Source organism: Nocardia sp. NRRL WC-3656 (assembly GCF_000720265.1).
Taxonomy (GTDB): Bacteria; Actinomycetota; Actinomycetes; order Mycobacteriales; family Mycobacteriaceae; genus Nocardia; species Nocardia nova.
Map to the genome: position 1 here is coordinate 74,265 of NZ_JOJF01000018.1, position 23,171 is coordinate 97,435.

Genomic DNA, 23,171 nt, shown 5'->3' on the forward strand with positions numbered 1-23,171 from the left:
GGCGGCCTCGCCACACCGCCGGGGCCCGGCGCCGCGCATGCGTCAGTGGATCTGGTCCTGCCAGTCGGCGGGCACCTTCCCCGCCGGCCCCGGCACCGGCTGCGTCTCCGGACGGCTGGTCGGCGGCGCCAATTGCGGCCCCTCACCGACCGCACCGTCGCGGTAGTCGTAGAACCAGTCCTCACCCGGTTCGAAGCTCTGGATGATCGGATGGCCGGTGCTGCGGAAGTGGGCGGTGGCGTGCTGGGCGGGGGAGGTGTCGCAGCAACCCACGTGCCCGCAGCGCGCGCACCGACGCAGATGCACCCACCAACCGCCGACGGCCACACACTCCGCGCAACCGGTCCCGCTGGCGGGCACCTCGACATCGATATCGCTGCCGGAATCGCTCACCGCTGATCTCCTCTCAGGGTCGCGACCACAGCTTCGGCCACGCCGCGGGCACTGGCGGGATTCTGACCGGTGATCAGCCGCCCGTCCGTCACGACGTGGACCCCGAACGGCTCGTCGGCAATGCTGTAGTCGGCGCCCACTTTCACGAGTTCGTCCTGAAGGTTGAACGGTACCGCGTCGGCACGCTGGGCGGCTTCCTCCTCCGGCCACGAGAACCCGGTCACCCGCCGCCCGGCGATCAGCGCGGCCCCGCTTTCCAGGGGGACGTTCAGCAACCCGACCGGCCCGTGGCACACCGCCGACACCACGCGGCCGCTGTCGTGGAACGCCGCGGTCAGCGCGCCGAGATCGTCGCCACGGAAGTCGAACATGACCCCGTGCCCGCCGGTGAAGTAGATCGCGTCGTAATCCTCGACCTCGATCTCGCCGATGCTGCGCGTACGGTCGAGCAGATCCATGAATTCCCGGTCGCGGTAACGGCGGTCGGTGCCGAGGTCGGCCAGGACGTCGTGCGCCAGGCTCTCCGGATCGATGGGCACGAATCCGCCTGCGGGACTGGCGATGTCGACGGTATAGCCCTGTTCGGTGACATAGTCGTAGAAATGGGTCAGCTCGCCGAGCCACAGCCCGGTGCGATAGCCGACCTTCTCGTACTCCCCGGCATTGGTGACGATGACCAGAATCCGGTCGGTGGCCACAGCGATCTCCTTCCGGTCCGTGCGATGGGCGACCGGCCGTCCGAGATCACTGGCGTCCAATCCGGGAACACCGCCGGCCGCGTGATGTCGATCACAACGTAACACAGGAGCCGATCGCCGGAGCCGCCGCCAAGTCGGCCGCATCGCCGGCCGATCCTTCGACCGGCCCGGCGTCAGCGCCTCCCAAGCCGAATTCCTGCGCCTCGTCGGCCGCAACCCCCACATCTCCGTCAAATCCGCCGCCGCCGACATGGGCCTGGCCCCCAACAGCGTCTCCACCTTCGACACCGCACTCGTCAAAGACGACCTCCTCGTCCGCGAACCCGACCCCGCCGACCGCCGCGTCATGCGCCTGAGCCTGCCCGCCCACGTCCAGCGCGACGTCGACGACATCCGCAGACGCCGCCACGACATCGTCGCCACCGCCCTCGACGCCCTCACACCGGCCGAACGCGACGACCTCCTCCGCGGCCTCGCCGTCGTCGACAAGATCACCGAACTCCTGCACGACCACGAACAAGGACGACGACGACCCCCCACGCCCCACCCGAACACCCAGGCGGATGGTGGTGGTTTTGCCGGCGCCGTCCATGAACCTGCTCGACGTCGCCGACCGCCTCGCCGCCGGCTACTCCGGCGGCATGATCCGCCGCCTCGAACTCGCCCAAGCCCTCGTCAACCGGCCCGCCCTGCTCATCCTCGACGAACCCACCGTCGGCCTCGACCCCATCGCCCGCGACAGCGTCTGGGAACGCGTCCACGACCTGCGCACCCGCTTCGGCACCACGCCCCGCACGGCGCCGCCCGCATCGCCACCCTGGGCTCCCGCATCCTCACCTTCGCGATCGTCGAACTGCAGAAACTGCGCCACGACCGCACCGAATTGGTCACCCGCGCAGTGCAACCCGCGCTGTGGATGCTGATCTTCGGCACCACCTTCGCCCGCCTGCACACCATCCCCACCGGCGACATGCCCTACCTGGACTTCCTCGCACCCGGCATCATCGCCCAATCGGCACTGTTCATCGCGATCTTCTACGGCATCCAACTGATCTGGGACCGCGACGCCGGCATCCTCAACAAACTCATGGTCACCCCCACACCCCGCGCGGCGCTGATCACCGGCAAATGCTTCGCCGCCGGAGTGCGCGCCATCGCCCAGGTGCTGATCATCGTCGTGCTCGCCCTGATCATGGGCGTCCACATGACGATGAACCCGCTGAAACTGCTCGGCGCCCTCGCCGTCGTCGTCCTCGGTGCCGCCTTCTTCGCCTGCCTGTCGATGACCATCGCCGGGCTGGTCACCAAGCGCGACCGCCTCATGGGCATCGGCCAAACCATCACCATGCCGCTGTTCTTCGCCTCCAACGCCCTCTACCCGCTGGCACTCATGCCCGGCTGGCTGCACGCCGTCAGCCACGTCAACCCGCTCAGCTACGAGGTCGACGCCCTGCGCGGCCTGCTCGTCGGCGGCACCGCCGACCTGTGGACCGACTTCGGCGTCCTCGTCCTGGCCGGCCTCCTCGGAATCGCCTGTGCCTCAGCACTGCTGGGGCGCCTCACACATTGACGCCCAGAACCGCGGCCGCGCCGGTTCAGGCCGGGCGACCATCCGCGGCCGTGTGGCGGACCTCCACGATCGGCAGCCGCAACGCGGCAGGGGAGGAGGGCGGAACCACCGGCGCCGCCGGCGGGACCGGATCGATGCGCCGGTAGGGCAGATCCATCGGCGGACGCGAATCCCGCTCGTTCTTGTTCGGCCACATCGACGCCGCCCGCTCGGCCTGAGCGGCGATCGTCAACGACGGATTCACACCGAGATTCGCCGAGATCGCCGACCCGTCCACGATGCTCAACGTCGGATAGCCGTGCACACGGTGATACGGATCGATCACACCGTGCTCGCGGTCGCCGCCGATCACGCACCCACCGATGAAATGCGCCGTCATCGGCACACCGAAAATATCGGGCCAGGTACTGCCCGCGGTGGCGCCGAGTTTGCCGGCCACCCGCCGCGTCACCTCGTGTCCGGCCGGAATCCACGACGGATTCGGCTCGCCGTAGCCCTGTCTGCTGGTGTAGCGGCGACCGAACAGCCCGCGCCGGGTGAACGTGGTGATCGAATTGTCCAGACTCTGCATCACCAGCAGAATCAACGTCCGCTCACTCCAGCGCCGCGTCCGCAGCAACCGCACCGTCCGCACCGGATGGGTGGCCGCGATCGCCAGCACCCGCACCCACCGCGGCACGGCCTTCCCGCCGTCGACCAGATAGGTCTGCAACAACCCCATCGTGTTCGAGCCCTTGCCGTAGCGCACCGGCTCGATATGGGTATCGGCGGTCGGATGGAACGACGAGGTGATCGCCACACCCGCCGTCAGATCCAGGCCGGTGTCCACCCGGGTGCGGCCCGCCCCCAGAATGGCCTCCGAATTCGTGCGGGTCAGCACGCCCAGCTGCGGCGAGAGCGCCGGCAGCACCCCCGTATCACGCATCCGGAACAGCAACCGCTGCGTACCCCAGGTCCCCGCCGCCAGCACCACGTACCGCGCCGAGAAGCTGCGCTTGCCACCCCGTAATCGGCCCGTCCGGCGCGTCTCGACGCGCCAGCTGCCGTCGGCCTGCGGTCGCAGCGCGGTCACCGTCGTCATCGGATGTATTTGCGCCCCAGCGCTTTCGGCCAAACCGAGATAGTTCTTGACCAGTGTGTTCTTCGCGCCGTGCCGGCAACCGGTCATACACTCGCCGCATTCGATACACCCCGTGCGCTCCGGTCCCACACCACCGAAATAGGGGTCGGGGCTCACGACTCCGGGCTCGCCGAAGTACACGCCGACCGGCGTCGGGACGTAAGTGTCGGCGACGCCCATATCTTCGGCCACCGAACGGATGATCTCGTCGGCCGGGGTGGTGTGCGGATTCTCCACGACACCGAGCATGCGCCGGGCCTGGTCGTAGTGCGGGGTGAGTTCGGCGTCCCAGTCCGTGATCTCGGCCCACTGCCGGTCCTCGAAGAACGCGTGTCCCGGTTTGTAGAGGGTGTTGGCGTAGTTGAGCGAGCCGCCGCCGACTCCGGCGCCGGCGAGGATGAAGCAGTCGCGCAGCCGGTGGATCCGCTGGATGCCGTAGCAGCCCAGTGCCGGCGCCCACAGATATCGCCGCAGATCCCAGCTACTGGTGGCGAAGTCGGCGTCTTCGTAGCGTCGCCCGGCCTCGAGTACCGCGACCGAATATCCCTTCTCCACCAATCGCAATGCCGTCACACTGCCGCCGAATCCGGATCCGACGATCACCACATCGACATCGAAAGGCCGCGCTGCCCTCATGACACCTCCTACCGAGGACGCTAACAAGTCACCACCGCGGCCGCGACGGTCTCGTGGCGGCTACCAAACCGGGCGGTGCGCACTGCCTTCGAATCACAAAGACGTGCGGGAGGCGCGGTGATGTGTATCGGAACCGTCGACGGCAGACCCGCCCAAGCGCCCCCAATACGTCACTGTGACGTTTCGCGACGGGAATCCGGGAAGCTGGGGAAGTGGAGCATAGGAATGGAGATCAACCCGACGGACGCCTCAGTAAATTTTCCGGCAAATCGGACCGGAGGCGAAAAAGTTCATCAGGAGGGATTCGGCAGATTTACGTGAGACGGCGGCGCCGAACACCGATGCGGGCGGAATGCGGGACAGCCGAGCAGCGCGGCCGAGGCACGGAAGGCGGATGCCGAAATATGCTGACACGCAAGGGTAAATGCAGCCTCCGGCACCCGTTCCATTGCGCCGATAATCTACATTATGTCAAGTAATGGCGATCTCGCCCGGTCCCCTCACCGATCCAGCCGGCGGTTGAGAATCTTCGCGATCTCGGCGACCACCGCGGGTTCGGTCATCGCCAGATGTTCGGCCGCGATGTCGACGTTGGAGATCTGGCCGGTGACGAACCGGGCCCAACCCTCGTGGCCCGCGGCGTCGGCACGCCGGTCCTTCGTGGCGGTGAAATACAGCATGTCGGCATCGATGACCGGTGGCCGCCAGGCACTCGCGGCGCGGATGGACAGGTTGTAGGCGTCGGTCATGCGTTCGATGGTCGCCGCGTCGATGGCGAAGCTGTCCCCCAGCTGCTGCCGGATCAGTTCGGCGGCCTCTTCGGCGGTCGCGTCGGCGCCGACGACATCGATGCCCATGACCGGGCCGAGATTGCTGATCAGCTCCCCTGGCGTGGCCTCGGTGACCTCCGTGGCGTCGATCCCTTCGGCCTCGGCATCCAGCAGCGCCAGCAGTGCGACGTCCTCACCGGCCGAACGCATTTCGGCGGCGACGGCGTGTGCGATCTGCCCACCGAGCGACCAGCCGAGCAGATGGTAGGGCCCGTGCGGCTGGATGGCCCGGATCTCCTGGAAGTAGCGGCGCGCGATCTCCTCGAACGTTTGCGGGCCCGGAACTTCCCCACCGATCTGCGGCGCCTGCAGACCGTAGATCGGGCGGTCGCCGGCGAGGTGGTCGCCGAAGGTGTAGTAGCACCACGACAGGCCCGACGCGGGATGGATACAGAACAGCGGTGGCCGGCTGCCGGCGGTCCGGATCGGCAGCACGACGTCCAGACCGAATGCCGCCGGCCCGGATTCGTGGTGGCCGTTGCTCATTCCGGTTTCGATGCGCTTGGCGAGGTCGGCCGGATTCGGATCCGACAGCATCCACCCCAGCGGGATGTCGAAGTGGAGTTCCTTGGTGAGTTCGCTGGCGACCTGCACCGAGCGCAGCGAGTTGCCGCCGAGGGCGTAGAAATCGTCGTCGGCGCCGACGTGGGTGAGGCCGAGGACGTGTTCGAAGGCGCGCGCGACCTCTCCTTCGAGCCAGGTCGAGGGTTCGCGGAACTCCCCTACCGCGGCCACCGGTTCGGGCAGCCGGGCGCGGTCGAGTTTGCCGGAGGCGGTGAGCGGCACGGTGTCGAGCACCATGAGGGTGCTGGGCACCATGTAGTTGGGCAGTTCGGCGGCGGCGTGCGCGAGCACCGCGGCGGTGTCGACGGTGGCGCCGGCGGCGGGCACGAGATAGCCGACGAGCTGGGCGGCGATCTCGCTGGAGTGGACGACGGCGATGGCGCGGGCGACGCCGGGGTATTCGGCGAGCACGGTTTCGATTTCGCCGAGTTCGATGCGCAGTCCGCGCAGTTTGACCTGGAAGTCGGTGCGGCCCAGGTATTCCAGTTCGCCGTCGTGGCGGCGGCGCCGCACGAGGTCGCCGGTGCGGTACATGCGTCCGCCGTTGTTGTAGGGGTCGGGCACGAACCGTTCGGCGGTGAGGACGGGGCGGGCGTGGTAACCGCGGGCGATCTGGGTGCCCGCGAGGTACAGCTCCCCCGCCACTCCGGGCGGTACCGGGTTGAGCCGGGCGTCGAGGACGTAGGCGCGCGCGTTCCAGACGGGCATACCCATCGGCACGCTGCCCTGGTCGGTGTCGGTGACGTGGTGGGAGGTGACGTGCACGGTGAATTCGGTGGGCCCGTACAGGTTGTGCAGTTCGACGTCGGGCAGCACGCGCCGGACGGCGGCCACGGTGTCGGACCCGAATGCCTCTCCCCCGATGAGCAGTGCGCGCAGCGAGGTCAGGGTGCGGACGGGTGCGGCCTCGGCGAAGACGGCGAGCATGGACGGCACGAACGAGGTGATCGTGATCTGTTGTGCGGCAATGGTTTCGGCGAGGTAGGCGGGGTCGGTGTGGCCGTCGGAGCGGGCGATGACGAGGTGGGCGCCCACGCCGAGGGTGGCGAACAGTTCCCACACCGAGACGTCGAAGGTGGCCGGTGTCTTCTGCAGGACCACATCGTCCGCGTCGAGGCCGTATTCGTCGCTGAGCCAGCGGATCTGGTTGACGGCGGCGCCGTGCGGGACGGCGACGCCTTTGGGGCGGCCGGTGGATCCGGAGGTGAACAGCACGTAGGCGACATTGGTCGCTCGCAGTGGGGCGTGGCGGTCGTGGTCGGTGACGGGTGTGTCGTCGAATGCGGACAGGTCGATGTCGTCGAGGGTGGACAGGACGACGACGGGTGTGGCGGTGGCCAGCATGTAGTCGATGCGGTCGGCGGGCAGGTCGGGGTCGACGGGGACGTAGCCGCCGCCGGCGGCTAGCACGGCGTAGAGGGCGGTGACCTGGTCGAGCGAGCGGCGCATCCGCACGGCGACCAGCTTTTCCGGGCCGACGCCGCGGGTGATGAGCCAGCGGGCGAGCCGGTTGACGCGGGCGGAGAACTGCGCGTAGGTCAGCGACTGATCGCCGTAGGTGACGGCGGTGCGGTCGCGGTATGCCGGTACCGCGTCGGCGAACATGGCGGTCAGTGTTTCGTCGGCGGGCAGGGTGTAGTGGGTGGTGTTCCAGCGGTCCACGACGTTGTGGCGTTCGTCGGCGTCGAGCAGGTCGACCTCGTAGACGAGGCCGGTGGGGTCGGCGACGAGGGCGCGCAGCAGCCGGTCGAGGCGGGCGGCGATGCCGGTGACGGTGTCGGGGTCGAACAGGTCGCGGGCGTAGGTGATGCCGCCGGTGATGCCGGCGGGGCCGCCGTGGTCGTCGTAGCTGTCGGAGACGGTGATCTGCAGGTCGAACAGTGAGGTGTCGATGTCGGCTTCGACGGCGGAGAGGGTGAGTTCGGGGAGTTCGAATTCGGTGCCGGTGAGGTTTTGGAAGGCGAGCATCACCTGGAACAGCGGGTGGTGGGCGTGGGAGCGGGCGGGGTTGAGTTCTTGCACGAGTCGTTCGAAGGGGACGTCGGCGTGTCCGAAGGCGGCGAGGTCGGTGTCGCGGACCTGGTCGAGCAGGTCGGTGAACGTCATGTCGGTGCGCAGGTGGCTGCGCAGGACGAGGGTGTTGACGAACATGCCGACGAGTTCGTCGAGTTCGGGTTCGCCGCGTCCGGCGTAGGGGGTCCCGATGGTGATGTCGTCGGTGCCGGCGAGGCGGGCGAGGACGGCGGCGAGTGCGGCGTGGAACACCATGAACAAGGTGGTGTTGTGGGCGCGGGCGATGTGTTGCAGCCGGGCGTGGAGTTCGGGGTCGACGGTGAGGGGGACGGTGGCGCCGGCATAGGTTTGCACGGGCGGTCGCGGCCGGTCGGTCGGCAGGGCGAGCAGCGCGGGCACGTCGGCGAGTTGGGTTGTCCAGTAGTCGATTTGAGCGCGCAGCAGCGAGTCGGGGTCGTCGTCTGCGCCGAGGACGGTGCGTTGCCAGAGAGCGTAGTCGGCGTATTGGACGGGCAGCGGCGGCCAGGCGGGGGCGTCGCCGTCGAGTCGTGCGATGTAGGCGAGGGTGAGGTCGCGGGCCAGTGGTGCCAGAGAGGATCCGTCGCCTGCGATGTGGTGGACGACGAGGGCGAGGATCCAGGTGTCGTCGGCGATCTCGTAGAGCCGGATGCGCAGCGGCACGGTGGTGGTGACGTCGAAGACGGTGGCCAGTAGCGCCGAGAGGGTGTGTGGGAGTTCGGTTTCGGGGATGCGGGTGATGGTGAGGGGGGGGACGGCTTCGGCGGGTGGGAGGATTTTCTGGGTTGGTTCGCCGTCGACGGCCGGGTAGATGGTGCGCAGTACTTCGTGGCGGGTGATGACGTCGCCGATGGCGGCGTGCAGGGCGTGGGTGTCGAGGCGTCCGGTGAGCCGGATGACGATGGGGATGCTGTAGGCGGGGGTGTCGGGTTCGAAGCGGTTGAGGAACCACATCCGCTGTTGTGCGTAGGACAGTGGGATGTGTTGTGGGCGGGGTTGTTCGGTGAGGGCGATGCGGCGGGTGTCGGCGTGTGATTCGGCGCGGGCGGCGAGTTTGGCGACGGTGGGTGCGTCGAAGATCATCGACACGGGGACGCGGGTGTCGAGGGCGGCGCCGATGCGGGCGGCGGCGCGGGTGGCGACGAGGCTGTTGCCGCCGAGGTCGAAGAAGTTGTCGTCGGCGCCGATGGTGGTGTCGAGGCCGAGGAGGTCGGCGAAGATGCCGGCGACGATTTCTTCGACCGGTGAGGCGGGTGCGCGGAATGTTTCGGTGTGCAGGATGGGTTCGGGTAGTGCGTTGCGGTCGAGTTTGCCGTTGGGCGACAGTGGGATCGCGTCGAGGATCATCACGGCGGCGGGCACCATGTAGGGCGGGAGCGCGTCGGCGAGTGCGGTGGTGAGTTCGGCGGCGGTGGGTGTGGCGCCGGGTGCGGGCACGACGTAGGTGACCAGCATGGCGGGGGCGTTGCCTTGCCGGTGGGCGATGGTGACGGCGAAGGCGGTGTCGGCGCGGGCGTCGAGGACGGCGTCGATTTCGCCGAGTTCGATGCGGTAGCCGCGGACTTTGACCTGGAAGTCGTTGCGTCCGACGAATTCGATGTCGCCGTGGGTGTTCCAGCGGACGAGGTCGCCGGTGCGGTACATGCGGGTGCCGGGGTCGCCGGCCGGGCAGGGCACGAATCGGGCGGCGGTGGTGGCGAGCCGGTTGAGGTAGCCGCGGGCCGGTGCGGGGCCGGCGAGGTAGAGCTCGCCGACCACGCCGGCGGGGACGGGATGCAGGCGGGTGTCGAGGATCAAGGCTTGCATGCCGGGTAGTGGGGTGCCGATGGTGGGCCGGTCCCCCGCGTGCAGGGCCCGGGTGGCGGTGGCGAGGATGGTGGTTTCGGTGGGTCCGTAGAGGATGCGGAATTCGCGGGTCCCGCGGCGGTCGGTGCCTGCCCAGCGTTTGACGAGTTCGGCGGGGACTTCTTCGCCGCCGGACAGCACCAGTTGCAGGTCGTCGAGTCCGGTGGGGTCGACGGAGGCGAGGGCGGCGGGGGTGACGAAGGCGTGGGTGACGTGCTGGGTGCGCAGCAGGTCGGCGAGGTCCTCGCCGCCGTAGGTTGCGGTGGGTGCGATGACGAGGGTGGCGGCGCCGCCGGTGGCGAACAGGATCTCCATCAGTGAGGCGTCGAAGGACGGTGAGGCGAAGTGCAGGAATCGGGAGCCGGGTTCGATGTGGTAGTCGGCGCGTTGGGTGGCGATGAGGTCGGCGATGCCGGTGTGGGTGACGGCGACGCCTTTGGGGCGTCCGGTGGATCCGGAGGTGAAGACCACGTAGGCGGTGTCGGTGGCGCGCAGCGGCCGCAGCCGGTCGTGGTCGTCGAGGGGGCTGTCGGGGCGGGTGTGCAGGTGTGCGGTGGTTTCGGGTGCGTCGAGGATGATCCAGTCGGCGGTGTCGGGTAGTGCGGGGCGTGCGGTGGTGACGGTGATGCCCAGTGCGGCAGCCGAATCGGTGATCATGTGGTCGATGCGGTGGGCCGGGTAGGCGGGGTCGACGGGGACATAGGTGGCGCCGGTTTTCACCACGGCCCACCAGATGAGCACGGATTCGGCGGAGCGGGGCGTGGCGGCCAGGACGGGGATTTCGGGTCCGGCGCCGTGCTCGATGAGCAGCCGGGCCAGGCGGTTGGAGCGCCGGTCGAGTTCGGTGTAGGTGAGGCCGGTGTCGCCGGTGCGGACGGCGAGGCCGTCGGGGTTGCGGCGCACGGCGTCGGCGAATACGTCGGGCAGCAGCGGTGATTCGGGCGTGGGTGCGGTGCGTGGGCCGATGCTGGTGAGCAAGGCGTGGTGTTCGCGGGGGTGCAGCCAGTCGATATCGCCGACGGGTGTGTCGGGGCTGGTGGCGACGGTGTCGAGGATCCGCAGCAGTCGCTGGACGAAGCCGGTGACGGTGTCGGGGTCGAACAGGTCGCGGGCGTACATCACCATGCCGGACAGGCCTTGGGCGGCACCGGTTTCGGTGCTGGTGTCGGAGATGACGAGCTGGAGGTCGAATTGGCTTGTGCCGGTGTCGACGTCGGCGCGGGAGACGGCGACGTCGGGGAGAGCGATGTCGATGGCGCCGGTGTTCTGGAAGGCGAGCACCACTTGGAACAGGGGGTGTGCGGCGGTGCTGCGGTGCGGGTTGAGTTCTTCGACGATGCGTTCGAAGGGGACGTCGGCGTGGTCGAGGGCGTGCAGGTCGGTGTCGCGGGTGCGGGCCAGCAGTTGGGTGAACGGTTCGCTGCGGTCGATGGGTGTGCGCAGGGCGAGGGTGTTGACGAACATGCCGACGAGGTCGTCGAGGCCGGGTTCGCCGCGGCCGGCGACGGGGGTGCCGATGACGATGTCGTCGGTGTCGGCGAGCCGCCCGAGCAGCACTGCGAGTGCGGCGTGGACGACCATGAACAGGGAGGTGCCGTGGTCGCGGGCCAGTGTCTGCAGTTGCCGGTGCAGGGGTGCGGGGATGTCGAGGGGGACGCGGCCGCCGGTGAGGGTGGCGACGGTGGGGCGGGGCCGGTCGGTGGGCAGGTCGAGCAGGTCGGGTACCCGGTCGAGGGTGGTGCGCCAGTAGTCGAGCTGGGTGGACATCAGCGAGGTGGGGTCTTCGGCGGCGCCGAGGATGCGGCGTTGCCACAGCGTGAAGTCGGCGTACTGCACCGGCAGGGGCTGCCACTGCGGGGGTTGTCCGGTGTGGCGGGCGGCGTAGGCGGTCATGACGTCGCGGGCCAGCGGGCCCATGGATTGTCCGTCGCCGGCGATGTGGTGCACGACCAGGACGAGCATGTACTGGCCGGTGTCGTCGGTGTCGGTGGTGATGTCGAGCAGGGCGACGCGGATCGGTACCTGGGTGGCGACGTCGAAGCCGCGGCGCACGAATTCGGTGAGCAGCTGCGGGAGGGTGTCGCGGGCGGGGTGGCCGGTTTCGAGGGCGATCGGTGCCCGGCCGAGGATGAGCTGGTGTGGTTCGCCGTCGGTTTCGGGGTAGATGGTGCGCAGTACTTCGTGGCGGGCGATGACGTCGTCGAGGGCGGCGCTCAGTGCGGTGGTGTCGAGGCGTCCGGACAGGTGCAGCATGACGGGGATGTTGTAGGCGGCCGATTCGGGTTCGAACCGGTTGAGGAACCACATGCGTTGCTGGGCCAGCGACAGCGGCAGCGGTTCGGGGCGCTCCCCTGCGGTGAGTGGGAGGCGGGCGGTGCCGTGCAGGGTGCGGGCGCGGCGGGCGAGGGCGGCGACGGTGGGTTCTTCGAAGATGGTGCGCACGGGGATGCGCACGTCGAGGGCGGCGCCGATGCGGGCGGCGACGAGGGCGGCGCTGAGCGAGTCGCCGCCGAGGGCGAAGAAGTCGTCGTCGGCGCCGACGTGTTCGGCGTCGAGGACCTGTTCGTAGGCGCGGGCGACGACGTCTTCCTGCCAGGTGGTGGGTGCGCGGAAGGCGCGGGCGGTGGCGGGCGGCCGGGGTAGTCGGTCGCGGTCGAGTTTGCCGGTCGGCGTGAGCGGCACCTCGTCGAGGATCATGACGGCGGCGGGCACCATGTAGGGCGGAAGCGCCTGGGCGAGTGCGGTTTTCAAGTCGACGTCGGAGAGAGTGGCGCCGGCGGCAGGGGTCACGTAGGACACGAGGGTAGTGGGGCGGCCGTCGTCGGTGCGTGGGACGGTGACGGCGAAGGCGACGCCGGGGTGGGCGGCGAGAGCGGCGTCGATTTCGGCGAGTTCGATGCGGTTGCCGCGCACTTTGACCTGGAAGTCGTTGCGTCCCACGAATTCCAGGTCGCCGCCGGTGGTGCGGCGCACGATGTCGCCGGTGCGGTACATGCGGGTGCCGGGTGCGCCGAAGGGGCAGGCGACGAATCGGGTCGCGGTCAGTGCGGTGCGGTCTTTGTACCCGTCGGCGAGTCCGGGGCCGAGCAGGTACAGCTCCCCCGCGACGCCGTGCGGGACGGGCCGCAGCCAGGTGTCGAGGACGGCGGTGGTGACGGGGCCGGCGGGGGCGCCGATGGTGATCGGTGCGCCCGGGATCAGCGGTGCGCTCGCGGTGGCCCAGATGGTGGATTCGGTGGGTCCGTAGAGGTTGACCATGGTGCGTCCGGGTGCCCACCGGTCGACCAGTTCGGGGCCGACGGGTTCGCCGGCGGTGGCCAGTACGCGCAGGGTGTCGACGTGGTCGCCGGGGATGGTCGCCAGCGCCGACGGTGTCAGCACGGCATGCGAGATGTGTTCGCGCTGAATCAGTTTCGCCAGTTCCGGCCCGCCGTACACGTCGGGTGGGGAGATGACGAGCCGGCCGCCCGCGCTGTGGGCCATGAGAAGTTCGAAGATCGAGGCGTCGAAGCTGGGTGAGGCGACCTGCAGCACCGCGGAGTCGGCGGTGACGTCGAGGATGCGGTGCTGGGCGGCGACGAGGTCGGTGAGGCCGCGGTGGGTGACCAGCACGCCTTTGGGTGTTCCGGTGGATCCGGAGGTGTAGATGAGGTAGGCGGTGCGGTCGGGGGTGAGCGTCGCGCCGCGTTCGGTGTCGGTGATCGGTGCGGCGGATTCGGTGTCGAGGGCGTGGACGGTGTCGGGGTCGTCGAGGACGAGCCGGTCGATGTGCCGGTGCGGGTGGATGGTGCCGGTGTCGGCGTTGCCGGTGTGGGTGATGCCGAGGGTGGCGCCGGAGTCGTCGAGCAGGAAGGCGATGCGGTCGGCGGGCAGGCGGGGGTCGATGGGCACGAACGCGGCGCCGGTTTTCGCGGCTGCCCACACGGTGACGACGGCGTCGAGTGAGCGTGGCAGGGCGCTGGCGAGCACGGTGTCCGGGGTGAGGCCGCGGCGCAGCAGCAGACGGGCCAGCCGGTTGGATCGCTGGTCGAGGTCGCGGTAGGTGAGGGTGTCGGTGCCGCAGGTGGCGGCGACGGCGTCGGGGTGGGTGGCGGCGGTGGCGGTGAGGATGTCGTCGAAGGTTCGCGGCCGGCGGTGCGCGCGGGCCGGGTGGACGGGTTCGGTGTCGTCGGCGGCGGTGAGCCGTGCCAGCGGGGTGGCCGGGTCGTCGGCGATGTGGTGCAGGAGTGCGACGAACCGGTCGAGGATCCACTGTGCGCGGTGGGTGTCGAATTCGTCGTCGAGGTAGCGCAGGGTGATGCGCAGTCCCGGTGCCGCGGCCGGGTCGGTGCCGGTGTGTTCGGTGTCGTCGGATTCGGGGGTGACGACGAGGCTGAGCGGGTAAGGGGTGGCGTCGACGCCGGTGATGTCGTCGATGTGCAGGCCCGCGGCGTCGACGAGGTGCTGCAGGGCGGGCCGGTCGACGGGGAAGGACTGGAAGGCGACGGCGGTGTCGAACAGGGCGGTCATTCCGAGGGCGCGGTGGATGTCTGCCAGTCCGATGTGGTGGTGGTCGAGCATGCGGGCCTGGTGTTGCTGGATGCGGGTCAGCAGCTGCTCGACGGTGTGGGTGGGGTCGAGGGGCACGCGCACGGGGACGGTGTTGAGGAACATGCCGAGGGTGCGGTCGACCTGCGGGAGTTCGGGGGGCCGGCCGGAGACGGCGGATCCGAAGATCACGTCGGTGTCGCCGGTCAGTTCGCGCAGGGTCAGCGCCCATGCCGCGGCGACGGCGGTGTTGACGGTGACGGCCGCGTCGGCGGCGGCGCGGCGCAGGTCCGCTGCCTGGTGGCCGGGCAGCAGGGTGTCGATTTCGCCGGCGGAGGTGTCGCGGTGGGCGGCGTCTGCGCGGGCGACGCGGGTGGGTGATTCGACGTCGGCGTATTCGTCGGCCCAGGCGGCGGTGGAGGCGGCGAGGTCTTGGCGGTGCAGCCAGGCCAGGTAGTCGCGGTAGCTGGGTGCGGGTTCGGCGGTGTCGATGTGGGCGGGGGTGCTGTAGTCGGCGAGCAGTTCGCTCATCAGCAGCGGCATGGACCAGCCGTCGAGGATCACGTGGTGGTTGGTGACGAGCAGCCGGTAGCGGTCGGGGCGCACGGTGATGAGGGTGAATCGGATCAGCGGCGGCGCCGACAGGTCGAACCCTTCGGCGGCGTCGTCGGCGGCCACCTGATCGAGGCCGGCGTTGTCGGCGCCGGAGGTGAGGTCGATGTGCCGGAAGTGGACGGGGGCGTTGCCGAGCACGATCTGGCAGGGTCCGGCGCTGGTGTCGGTGAAGGCGGCGCGCAGGGTGTCGTGGCGGTCGACGAGGGCTTGGGCGGCGCGGCGCAGGCGTTCGGCGTCGATGGTGCCGGTGAAGCCGATGGCGGTTTGCACGGTGTAGTTGTCGCCGGCGCCGGGGTTGTAGGTGGAGTGGAATCGGATTCCGGCTTGCATCGGCGACAGCGGCCACACGTCGGCCAGGTCCGGGTAGCGGTGGTCGAGCCGTTCGACGTCGGCGGCGGTCAGCTCGACCAGCGGGAAGTCCGACGGGCGCGGGGGGCGGCCTTCGGCGCGGTGGGCCGGTTCACGGGTCGGCGACGGGTCGACGGCGACGGTGCCGCCGACCAGTTCCGCCAGGGCGGCAACGGTTTTGGCTTCGAAGACGTCGCGCGGGGTGAGGGTGAGCCCGGCCGAGCGGGCCAACGCCACCAGCCGCATGGATACGATGCTGTCGCCGCCGAGGGTGAAGAAGTTGCTGTCGGCGTACACGGTGTCCAGGTGCAGGACTTCGGCGAACAGTTTCGCCATGAGCTGTTCGTCGGGGGTGGCCGGTGCCCGTCCGGCGGCCTCGTCGGATCGGAAGTCGAGTTCGCGCAACGCTTTCCGGTCGATCTTGCCGACCGGGGTGCGGGGCATGTCCGCCAGTTCCACGATGGCGGCGGGGTTCATGTAGTGGGCCAGTTCGCGTTCCAGGTCGGCGTGCAGGGCGGCCGGGTCGAGGGTGGTCCCCGGTGCGGCGACGACGTAGGACACCAGCACGGGTTCGCCGGCGGGTCCGGGGCAGTCGACGGTGGCGGCGACGGCCACGGTGTCGTGGCGGGCCAGGCGGGCGTCGATCTCCCCCGGTTCGATGCGCAGGCCGTGGATCTTGACCTGCTGGTCGCTGCGGCCCAGGTATTCCAGTTGCGGTCCGCGGGAGGTGTGTAGCCAGCGCACGCTGTCGCCGGTGCGGTAGATCCGTTCTCCGCGAGGCGATTCCGGGTCGGCGACGAAGCGGGCCGCGGTGGTGGCGGGTCGGTCGAGGTAGCCTCGGGCCAGTGCGGGGCCGCGCACGTACAGTTCGCCGGCGACGCCGGCGGGGACCGGCCGCAGCCACATGTCGCGCACGGTCACCGACAGTCCGGGGATCGGGGTGCCGATGGTGACGGGTTGCCCGGGTGTGAGGGCGGCGGATCCGGTGGCCCACACGGTGCATTCGGTGGGGCCGTAGTGGTTCATCAGCCGCCGCCCGGGCGCCCAGCGGTTGACGAGGTCGGCGGCGGTGGCCTCCCCGACGACCGCGATAGTCGTCAGTGCGGGCAGCTGCGCGGGATCCATCGTGTTGAGCACCGACGGGGTGATGATGGCATGGGTCACCCGCTGGGCGCGCAGCAGTTCCTCGAGTGCGGCGCCGCCGTAGACGTCGGGTGGTGCGATCACCAGGCAGGCGCCGTGGCCGTGGGCGAGCAGCAGTTCCGACAGGCAGGCGTCGAATCCCGGTGAGGCGACCTGCAAGACGGCCGAGGCGGTGTTCACGCCGAACGCGTCGGCGTGGGCGGCGGCCAGGCCGGCGAGGCCGCGGTGGGTCAGGTGCACGGCTTTGGGGGTTCCGGTCGATCCGGAGGTGTAGATCAGGTAGGCGGCGTGGTCGAGCCGCAGCTCTTCCACCGCGGTGGTGGTGGTGTCGGGTTCGGCGGGCAGGTCGGTGTCGGCGAGGGTCCAGTCGACGGTGGCGGGAAGCCCCTGTGCGAGGGCGCGGGTGGTGACGCCGAGGGCGGTGCCCGAATCGGCGAGCAGTTCGGCGAGGCGTTCGCCGGGGTTGGCCGGATCCAGCGGCAGGAACGCCGCGCCGGTTTCGGCGACCGCCCAGATCGCGACGGCCAGCTCGATCGAACGCGGAACGACCACGGCGACAACGGTTTCCGGGCGGGCGCCGCGGGTGAGCAGCCGGTGCGCGAGCCGGTGCGCCTGCGCGGCGAGTGCCCGATAGGTGAGCGTGGTGGTTCCCGACCGCACGGCCACCGCGTCCGGGTGGGTGCGGGCGGTGTCGGTGAGGATGTCGCGCAGGGTGCGTCCGGCCGGTGCGCTGCGTGGCGCCGGAATCAGTTCGGCGAGTTCGGCATTCGCGCAGGGGCTGATGGTGGCGACGGTGGCGGTGGGGTCGGCGGCGATCTGGTCGAGGATCCGTTCGTAGCGGTCGAGCAGGGTGCGGGCGGTGTCGATGTCGAGCCGGTCGCAGGAGAAGCGCAACATCACGGTGTGGGTGGCGGAGGTGGCCGAATCCGGGTCGCCGGCGCGGCCGGGCCGCGGCGGGGTCACCTGCAGGCTCAGCGGATACGGGGTGGCGTCGTGGGCGTCGACGTCGACGAGCCGCAGTCCGGCCTCGCGCAGATTGTGGGTCAGCTGTTCGCGGTCGAGCGGATAGGACTCGAGCACGGTCACCGTGTCGAACATGTCGGCGAATCCGGTGGCGCGTTGCAGTTCGGCCAGCCCGAGATGGCGGTGATCGAGGGTGGCGGCCTGTTCGGACTGCACCCGGTCCAGCAGGTCGGCGACGGTTTCGGCGGGTTCGAGCCGGACCCGCACGGGCAGGGTGTTGATGAACAGCCCCACCATGCGTTCGACTCCCGGCAGCTGGGGTGGGCGGTCGGAGACGGTGTTGCCGAACACGATGTCGGAGCGGCCGGTCAAGGTGGTCAGCAGCAGCGCCCACGCCACCTGCACGGTGGTGTTGGCGGTGACACCGTAGGCGCGCGACAGGTCGGTGATCGCGGCGGTCGTCTCGGCGGAAAGGTTGCGGCTGACTTCGGCGTTGTCGGCGGGCACGGTCCGGTCCGGGCGCCCGGTCACCAGGGTCGGGTTCTCCATTCCGGCGAGCACGTTCTGCCAGGCGGTGATCGCGGCGTCGCGGTCCTGGCTGTGCAGCCAGTGCAGGTAGTCACGGTAGGTGCCGGCGGGCGCCAGTGCGGCCGGATCGCCGTCCGCGGCGTACACCGTGAGCAGTTCGTGGATCAGCAGCGGCATCGACCAGCCGTCGAGCACGATGTGATGGTTGGTGAGCAGCAGCTCGAATTCGGTTGCGCCGGTGCGGATCAGGTGGAAACGCAGCAGCGGCGGCCGGGCCGGATCGAAGGGGGCCGACGCGGCGTCGAGGATGCGGCGGCGTTCGCGGTCGCGTTCCCCGGCGTCGGCGATCTCGGTGAGGTCGCTGTCGTGCCAGTCGGCGCGCACGCCGCTCATCACGATCTGGCGGGGCCCGGCGGCGCTTTCGACGAACGCGGTGCGCAGGCTGTCGTGCCGGTCGATCACCGCCTGTGCCGCGGCCCGCATGCGGGCGGTGTCGACCTGCCCGGCGAGGGTCAGTGTCGCCTGCACGGTGTAGCCGTCGGCGCGGTCGGTGTCGTAGACGGCGTGGAACAGCAGACCGGACTGCAGTGCGGTCAGCGGCCACACGTCGGTCATGGTCGGATATTCCAGCTGCCAGCGGTCGATCTCGTCCTGGGTGAGGTCCACGAGCGGGAAATCCGACGGGGTGAAGCCGCCGGCGTTTTCGCTGCGGGCGTGGCCGGCGAGCCCGCGCAGCGCCCGCACCCACAGTCCGGCCAGTTCCTCCACGTCCGCGCTGTTCAGCACGTCGGTGGCGAATTCCCAGGTGGCGTCGAGTTCGAGGCCGTCGGGTCCCGGTTCGGCGATCGCGTTGACGTCCAGGACGGCGGGCAGCGCCATCGCCGGGTCGCCGGTCGCGGTGAGGGAGGTGAATTCCGTGGTCGGTGTCCACGGCCCGGACTGTTCGTGGACGCCGACGCGACCGAGGTAGTTGAACGCGATCTGCGGTTCGGGCGCGCCGGCCAGTTCGGCGCCGGCCTCGGCGTCGAGGCAGCGCAGCATCCCGTAGCCGATGCCGTTGCCGGGGATCGCGCGCAACTGTTCCTTGGCTGCCACGATCGCCGTGCCCGCGGCGAGGCCGCCGGCGAACGCGTCGTCGGCGTCGACGCCACGCAGGTCCAGGCGCACCGGGAAACGGGTGGTGAACCAGCCGACAGTGGCGCTGAGGTCGGCGCCCGGTACGGCGTGTTCCTCGCGGCCGTGTCCCTCGAGGGAGATCAGTTCGGTGTCCGGGTCGCCGCCGCGGCGGCGACGCCACTCCCCCAATGCGAGCGCCAGCGCCGCCAGCAGCGGGTCGTTGGGTGTGCCGTGGAAGCGGGCGGGGACGGTGGTGAGGATCGCTTCGGACACGTCGGCGGGTACGTGCACCTCGACGCGGCCCGCGGTGGCCGCGGTGTCGAGGGCGGGATCGAGAGGTCGTGTGCCGAGCAGCTTCTCCCCCGGCGCGAGGATGGTCTTCCACAGCTCCAGTTCGCCGGCGCGGCGGCCGGCGGCGTGCTCGGTGAGTCCGTGGCTCCAGCGCCGCACCGAGGTGGTTGCGGGGCCGAAAGCGGGTTCGGCGCCGGCGCTGATCTGCTGCCATGCCCCGGCCAGATCGGTGAGCAGGATGCGCCACGACACCGCGTCGACGGCGAGGTGGTGGATAACCACCCACATCAGGTCGGGCCCGGTGGTGTCGTCGCTCATCCGCACCAGGTGCACCAGCACACCGTCGGCGGGATCGAGCCGGTCGGCGGCCGCCTGCAACCGGGCGTCGATCTCGGTGGCGTCGCGGCGCGGCAGCCGCACCGATTCGTATGCGGCCGCGGCGTCGACCGTGCCAGGGGCGGCCACGTCGATGTAACGGTCGGCGGAGTGGGCGCCACGCAACACCGCGCGCAACATGTCGTGGCGGTCCAGCACCGCCGCCAGCGCGGCCACCAGGTCGGCGTCGTCGACGTGTGGCGGCAGTTCGATCAGGGTGGCCTGCGCGAAGCGGTCGAAGCGGCCGCGCGCGAGCATCGCGTACATGATCGGGGTCAGCGGCATCGGCCCGACCGCGCCGCCGGGCAGTTCGGGCAGCTGCGGGCCGCCGCCGGCGTCGGTGGCGACCGCGGCCAGAGCGGCGACGGTCTTGTGTTCGAACACGTCCTGGGTGGAGAAACTCAACCCCTCGGCCTTGGCGCGCGCCACCAGCTGAATGGACAGGATGCTGTCGCCGCCGAGGGCGAAGAAGCTGTCGTCGGCGCCGACCGTGGCCACGTCGAGGATTTCGCCGAACAGTTGCGCCACCCGCTGTTCACGTGGGGTGGACGGCGCCCGCCCCGCGGCCGCGGTGCCGAAGGCGGGTGCGGGCAGGGCGGCGCGGTCGAGTTTGCCGAACGCGTTGACCGGCAGGGCGTCCAACGCCATGATCACCGCGGGCACCAGATGCGGCGGCAGCGTGTCGCGGGCGAAGCGTTGCAGGTCCAGCGGGTCGATGTGGCGCCCGCGCACCGGCACCACATAGGAGGCCAGCACGGTGGCGTCGGCGTTGTTGCGCACCGGCACGGTGACGGAGATATCGACATCGTCGTGGGCGGTGAGCGCGGCGTCGATTTCGCCGGGTTCGATGCGGTAGCCACGGATCTTGACCTGAAAGTCGGTGCGCCCCAGCAACTCCAGCTCGGGGACGGGTCCGTCACCGACCCAGCGAGCCATATCGCCGGTGCGGTACATGCGCGCCCCGGGCCCGCCGTGCGGGTCGGCGACGAAGCGGGCCGCGGTTTCGGCGAACCGGTGACTGTAGCCGCGCGCCACCCCGGGCCCGGCCAGATACAGCTCACCCGCGGTGCCGGTCGGCACCGCTTGCAGGCAGCGGTCGAGCACCATCGCCGAGACCCCGCGGATCGGGCCGCCGACGGTCAGGTCCCCGCCCGGGGTGACCGCGGCGCTGGCGGCGGTGACGGTGGTTTCGGTGGGCCCGTACTCGTTGAACATCGCCGCCGAGCGCGTCCACCGTTCGATCACGTGCGGCGGGCACACGTCACCGCCGACCACGACCACCCGCAGCTCACTCAGGCGCCGCGGATCCACCGTCGCCAGCATCGCAGGGGTGAGGGTGAGGTGGGTGACGTGCTGGGCGGCCAGCAGGTCGGTCAGTTCGTCGCCGCCGATCAACTCGGGCGGGACGACCAGCAGGGTCGCGCCGTTGGCGAAGCACACCAGGAACTGCTCGAGTGAGGCGTCGAAACTGGGCGAGAGCGCATACGACACCCGCGCGGTGGCGTCCACACCGCAGACCTCGCTGCGGTCGGCGATGAGGTTGGCCAGCCCCGCATGGGTCACCTGCACCCCTTTCGGGATGCCGGTGGATCCGGAGGTGTAGGTGATGTAGGCGAGGTCGTCGGGGCGCAGCGGGCGCAGGCGTTCGCTGTCGCCGATCGGGGCGCCGGTGGTGTCGCGGCAGGCGGCCGCGGTGTCCGGATCGTCGAGCACCACCGGCGTGACCGTGTGCGGCAGCCGTCCCCGGTAGGCGTCGACGGTGATGCCGACCCGGGCGCCGCTGTCGGCGATCATGTGCTCGATACGTTTGGCCGGATAGTCGGGATCCACCTGCACGATCGCGGCGCCGGATTTGGCGACCGCCCAGGCGGCGACGATCGATTCGACCGAGCGGCGCAGCATGATCGCGACGGTGGTGTCGGGGCCGCAGCCGCGGGCGATCAGTTGCCGGGCCAGCTGTGAGGACCGGGCGTCGAGTTCACCGTAGGTCACGGTGGTGGCGGGTGTGGAGATCGCGTCGGAGGCGGGGTGGCGGCCGGCGCTGTCGGCCAGGATGTCGGGCAGCAGCCGGGGCGCGAGCGCGTCGTCGCCGTGCACGGGCAGCAGCCGCTGCTGTTCGGACGGTGCGAGCAGCGGCAGCCGGTCGATGCGGTATCGCGTTCCGCGGTCGAGGAATTCGTGCAGGAACATCAGGAAGCGGCCGTGGTGGGCGGTGAGTTCGTCGGGCCGGTAGATGTTCGGATTGCCCTGGAAGTCGATGTGAGTGCTGTCGCGGCCGGCGCCGGGATAGATGTTGACGAACAGGTCGGCGGTGGGCCCGGAGGTGAGCACGTGCAACCGGCCGGTGGTGTCGCCGAGGACGACGTCGTTGTCGATCATCATCAGGTTCACGGCGGGACCGAAGGAGGCGGTCTCGTCGCGGGCGATGCCCATATCGCGGAAGATGTCTTCCTGCCGGTAGCGCTGGCGGCGCAGCGCGCTGGTCAGCTCGCCCTGCACCGCGTCGATCAGTTCACCGACGCTGCGGGAGCCGACCCGCACGCGCAGCGGCACCACGTTGGCGACCATGCCGCCGGAGCGGCGCAGTATCGCGGAGTGGCGGCCCGACACCGGAAGGCTCAGCAGCACCTCGGTGCTTCCGGTCATGCGGGCCAGGTAGGCGGCGAAGGCGGCGACGACGATCGGTGTCACGCTGGTGCTGCGTTCGGCGACCACGGCATCCAGCAGTGCGGCGGTCTCGGGTGCGAGCGAGTCGCTGACCAGTGCCGGATGGATGGTGGGTTTTCCGACACGTCCGGCCAGGCTGACCACGGGCGGTGCGTCCGCCAGATGTTCGGTCCAGTATTTGCGGTCGTTGTCGAATCGCGTCGACCCGCGATAGGCCAGGTCCTGTTCGGTGATCTCGGCCAGATCCTTCGCCGCGGCCGGGGAGGGTTCGGTACCGCGCAGCCACGCGTTGTACAGCTCGGTGATGCGCTGCAGCATCGTCACCGCGGCGAATCCGTCGAGGGCGATGTGGTGGGCGCGCTGGTACCACAGGTAGTGGTTGTCGCCGACCAGGTAGATGACGCACACCATGAGGTGGTCGTGCAGCAGATCCAGCGGGGCGGCGTAGTCCTCGGTCATCATCCGGTGCGCGGTGGCCACCGGGTCGGTGTGACGGCGCAGATCCACCACCGAGATCGGGCCGCCGCGGAAGTGGTCGACGAACTGGCAGGGTTCGCCGTCGACCTCGATCAGATGCAGATGTCCGGATCCGAATTCGAGGCTCGCGGTGCGGCAGGCCTCCATGAGCAGATCGGTATCCAATTCCCCGATGATTTCCACGTATTGCGCCACCGAAATCGGGGATTCGCCCGCGAGGTGCTGGGCGAACCATATTCCGCGCTGCGCCGCGGTGAGCTTGAATACGCCGTCGGGCGCCGGGCGCGGGAATCCGTGCCCCGAAGTGCGTGCCCGTGTTCCGTTGCCGGGTGCCTGGTGACCGCCGAGTGGCGCCGTGCCGATCCGCGGTGACTTCGGTGCCTGTGAATCGCCGCCGAAGTTGCTTTTGAATTGGGTCACCGGTCCTCCATCGG

The 23,171-nt window shown here is 70.0% G+C and carries 5 protein-coding genes and 2 pseudogenes; 3 read left to right on the top strand and 4 right to left on the bottom strand.

Annotated elements, in window-relative coordinates:
• Positions 1-42: 42 nt before the first annotated feature.
• Together IG65_RS0122655 and IG65_RS0122660 are read right to left on the bottom strand one after the other, a co-directional pair.
• Complete coding sequence (locus IG65_RS0122655) at positions 43-393, bottom strand: UBP-type zinc finger domain-containing protein (RefSeq protein ID WP_030516958.1); 351 nt, start codon at positions 391-393, stop codon at positions 43-45.
• Positions 390-1,091, bottom strand: a complete 702-nt coding sequence (locus IG65_RS0122660) for a type 1 glutamine amidotransferase domain-containing protein (RefSeq protein ID WP_197039888.1) — start codon at positions 1,089-1,091, stop codon at positions 390-392. Before IG65_RS0122660 ends, IG65_RS0122655 begins: the two co-directional genes overlap by 4 nt.
• 223 nt (positions 1,092-1,314) lie before the next feature.
• Between IG65_RS0122660 and IG65_RS39810 the strand changes: the two are divergent.
• The 3 genes and pseudogenes from IG65_RS39810 to IG65_RS37005 form a co-directional block, all read left to right on the top strand.
• Positions 1,315-1,377: pseudogene (locus IG65_RS39810) on the top strand (hypothetical protein); the annotation flags it as partial.
• 250 nt (positions 1,378-1,627) lie between these two features.
• Positions 1,628-1,879: pseudogene (locus IG65_RS39235) on the top strand (ATP-binding cassette domain-containing protein); the annotation flags it as partial.
• Between the two features lie 20 nt (positions 1,880-1,899).
• A complete protein-coding gene (locus tag IG65_RS37005) occupies positions 1,900-2,661 on the top strand; it encodes an ABC transporter permease (protein ID WP_036525483.1) in 762 nt (253 codons plus the stop codon).
• A 25-nt stretch (positions 2,662-2,686) separates the two neighbouring features.
• Here IG65_RS37005 and IG65_RS0122675 read toward each other — a convergent pair whose 3' ends face one another.
• Positions 2,687-4,417 (bottom strand): FAD-dependent oxidoreductase, encoded by a 1,731-nt coding sequence (locus IG65_RS0122675; protein ID WP_030516962.1) that lies wholly within the window; start codon positions 4,415-4,417, stop codon positions 2,687-2,689.
• Between the two features lie 500 nt (positions 4,418-4,917).
• The gene (locus tag IG65_RS0122680; protein ID WP_051756670.1) at positions 4,918-23,157 is read right to left on the bottom strand and encodes an amino acid adenylation domain-containing protein; all 18,240 of its coding nucleotides are present in this window, start codon (positions 23,155-23,157) and stop codon (positions 4,918-4,920) included.
• Positions 23,158-23,171 lie beyond the last annotated feature (14 nt).

What these genes read in the sequence shown, in the direction of transcription:
- IG65_RS0122675 (WP_030516962.1), bottom strand. Translation starts at nt 4,417, where the DNA reads ATGAGGGCAGCGCGGCCTTTCGATGTCGATGTGGTGATCGTCGGATCC.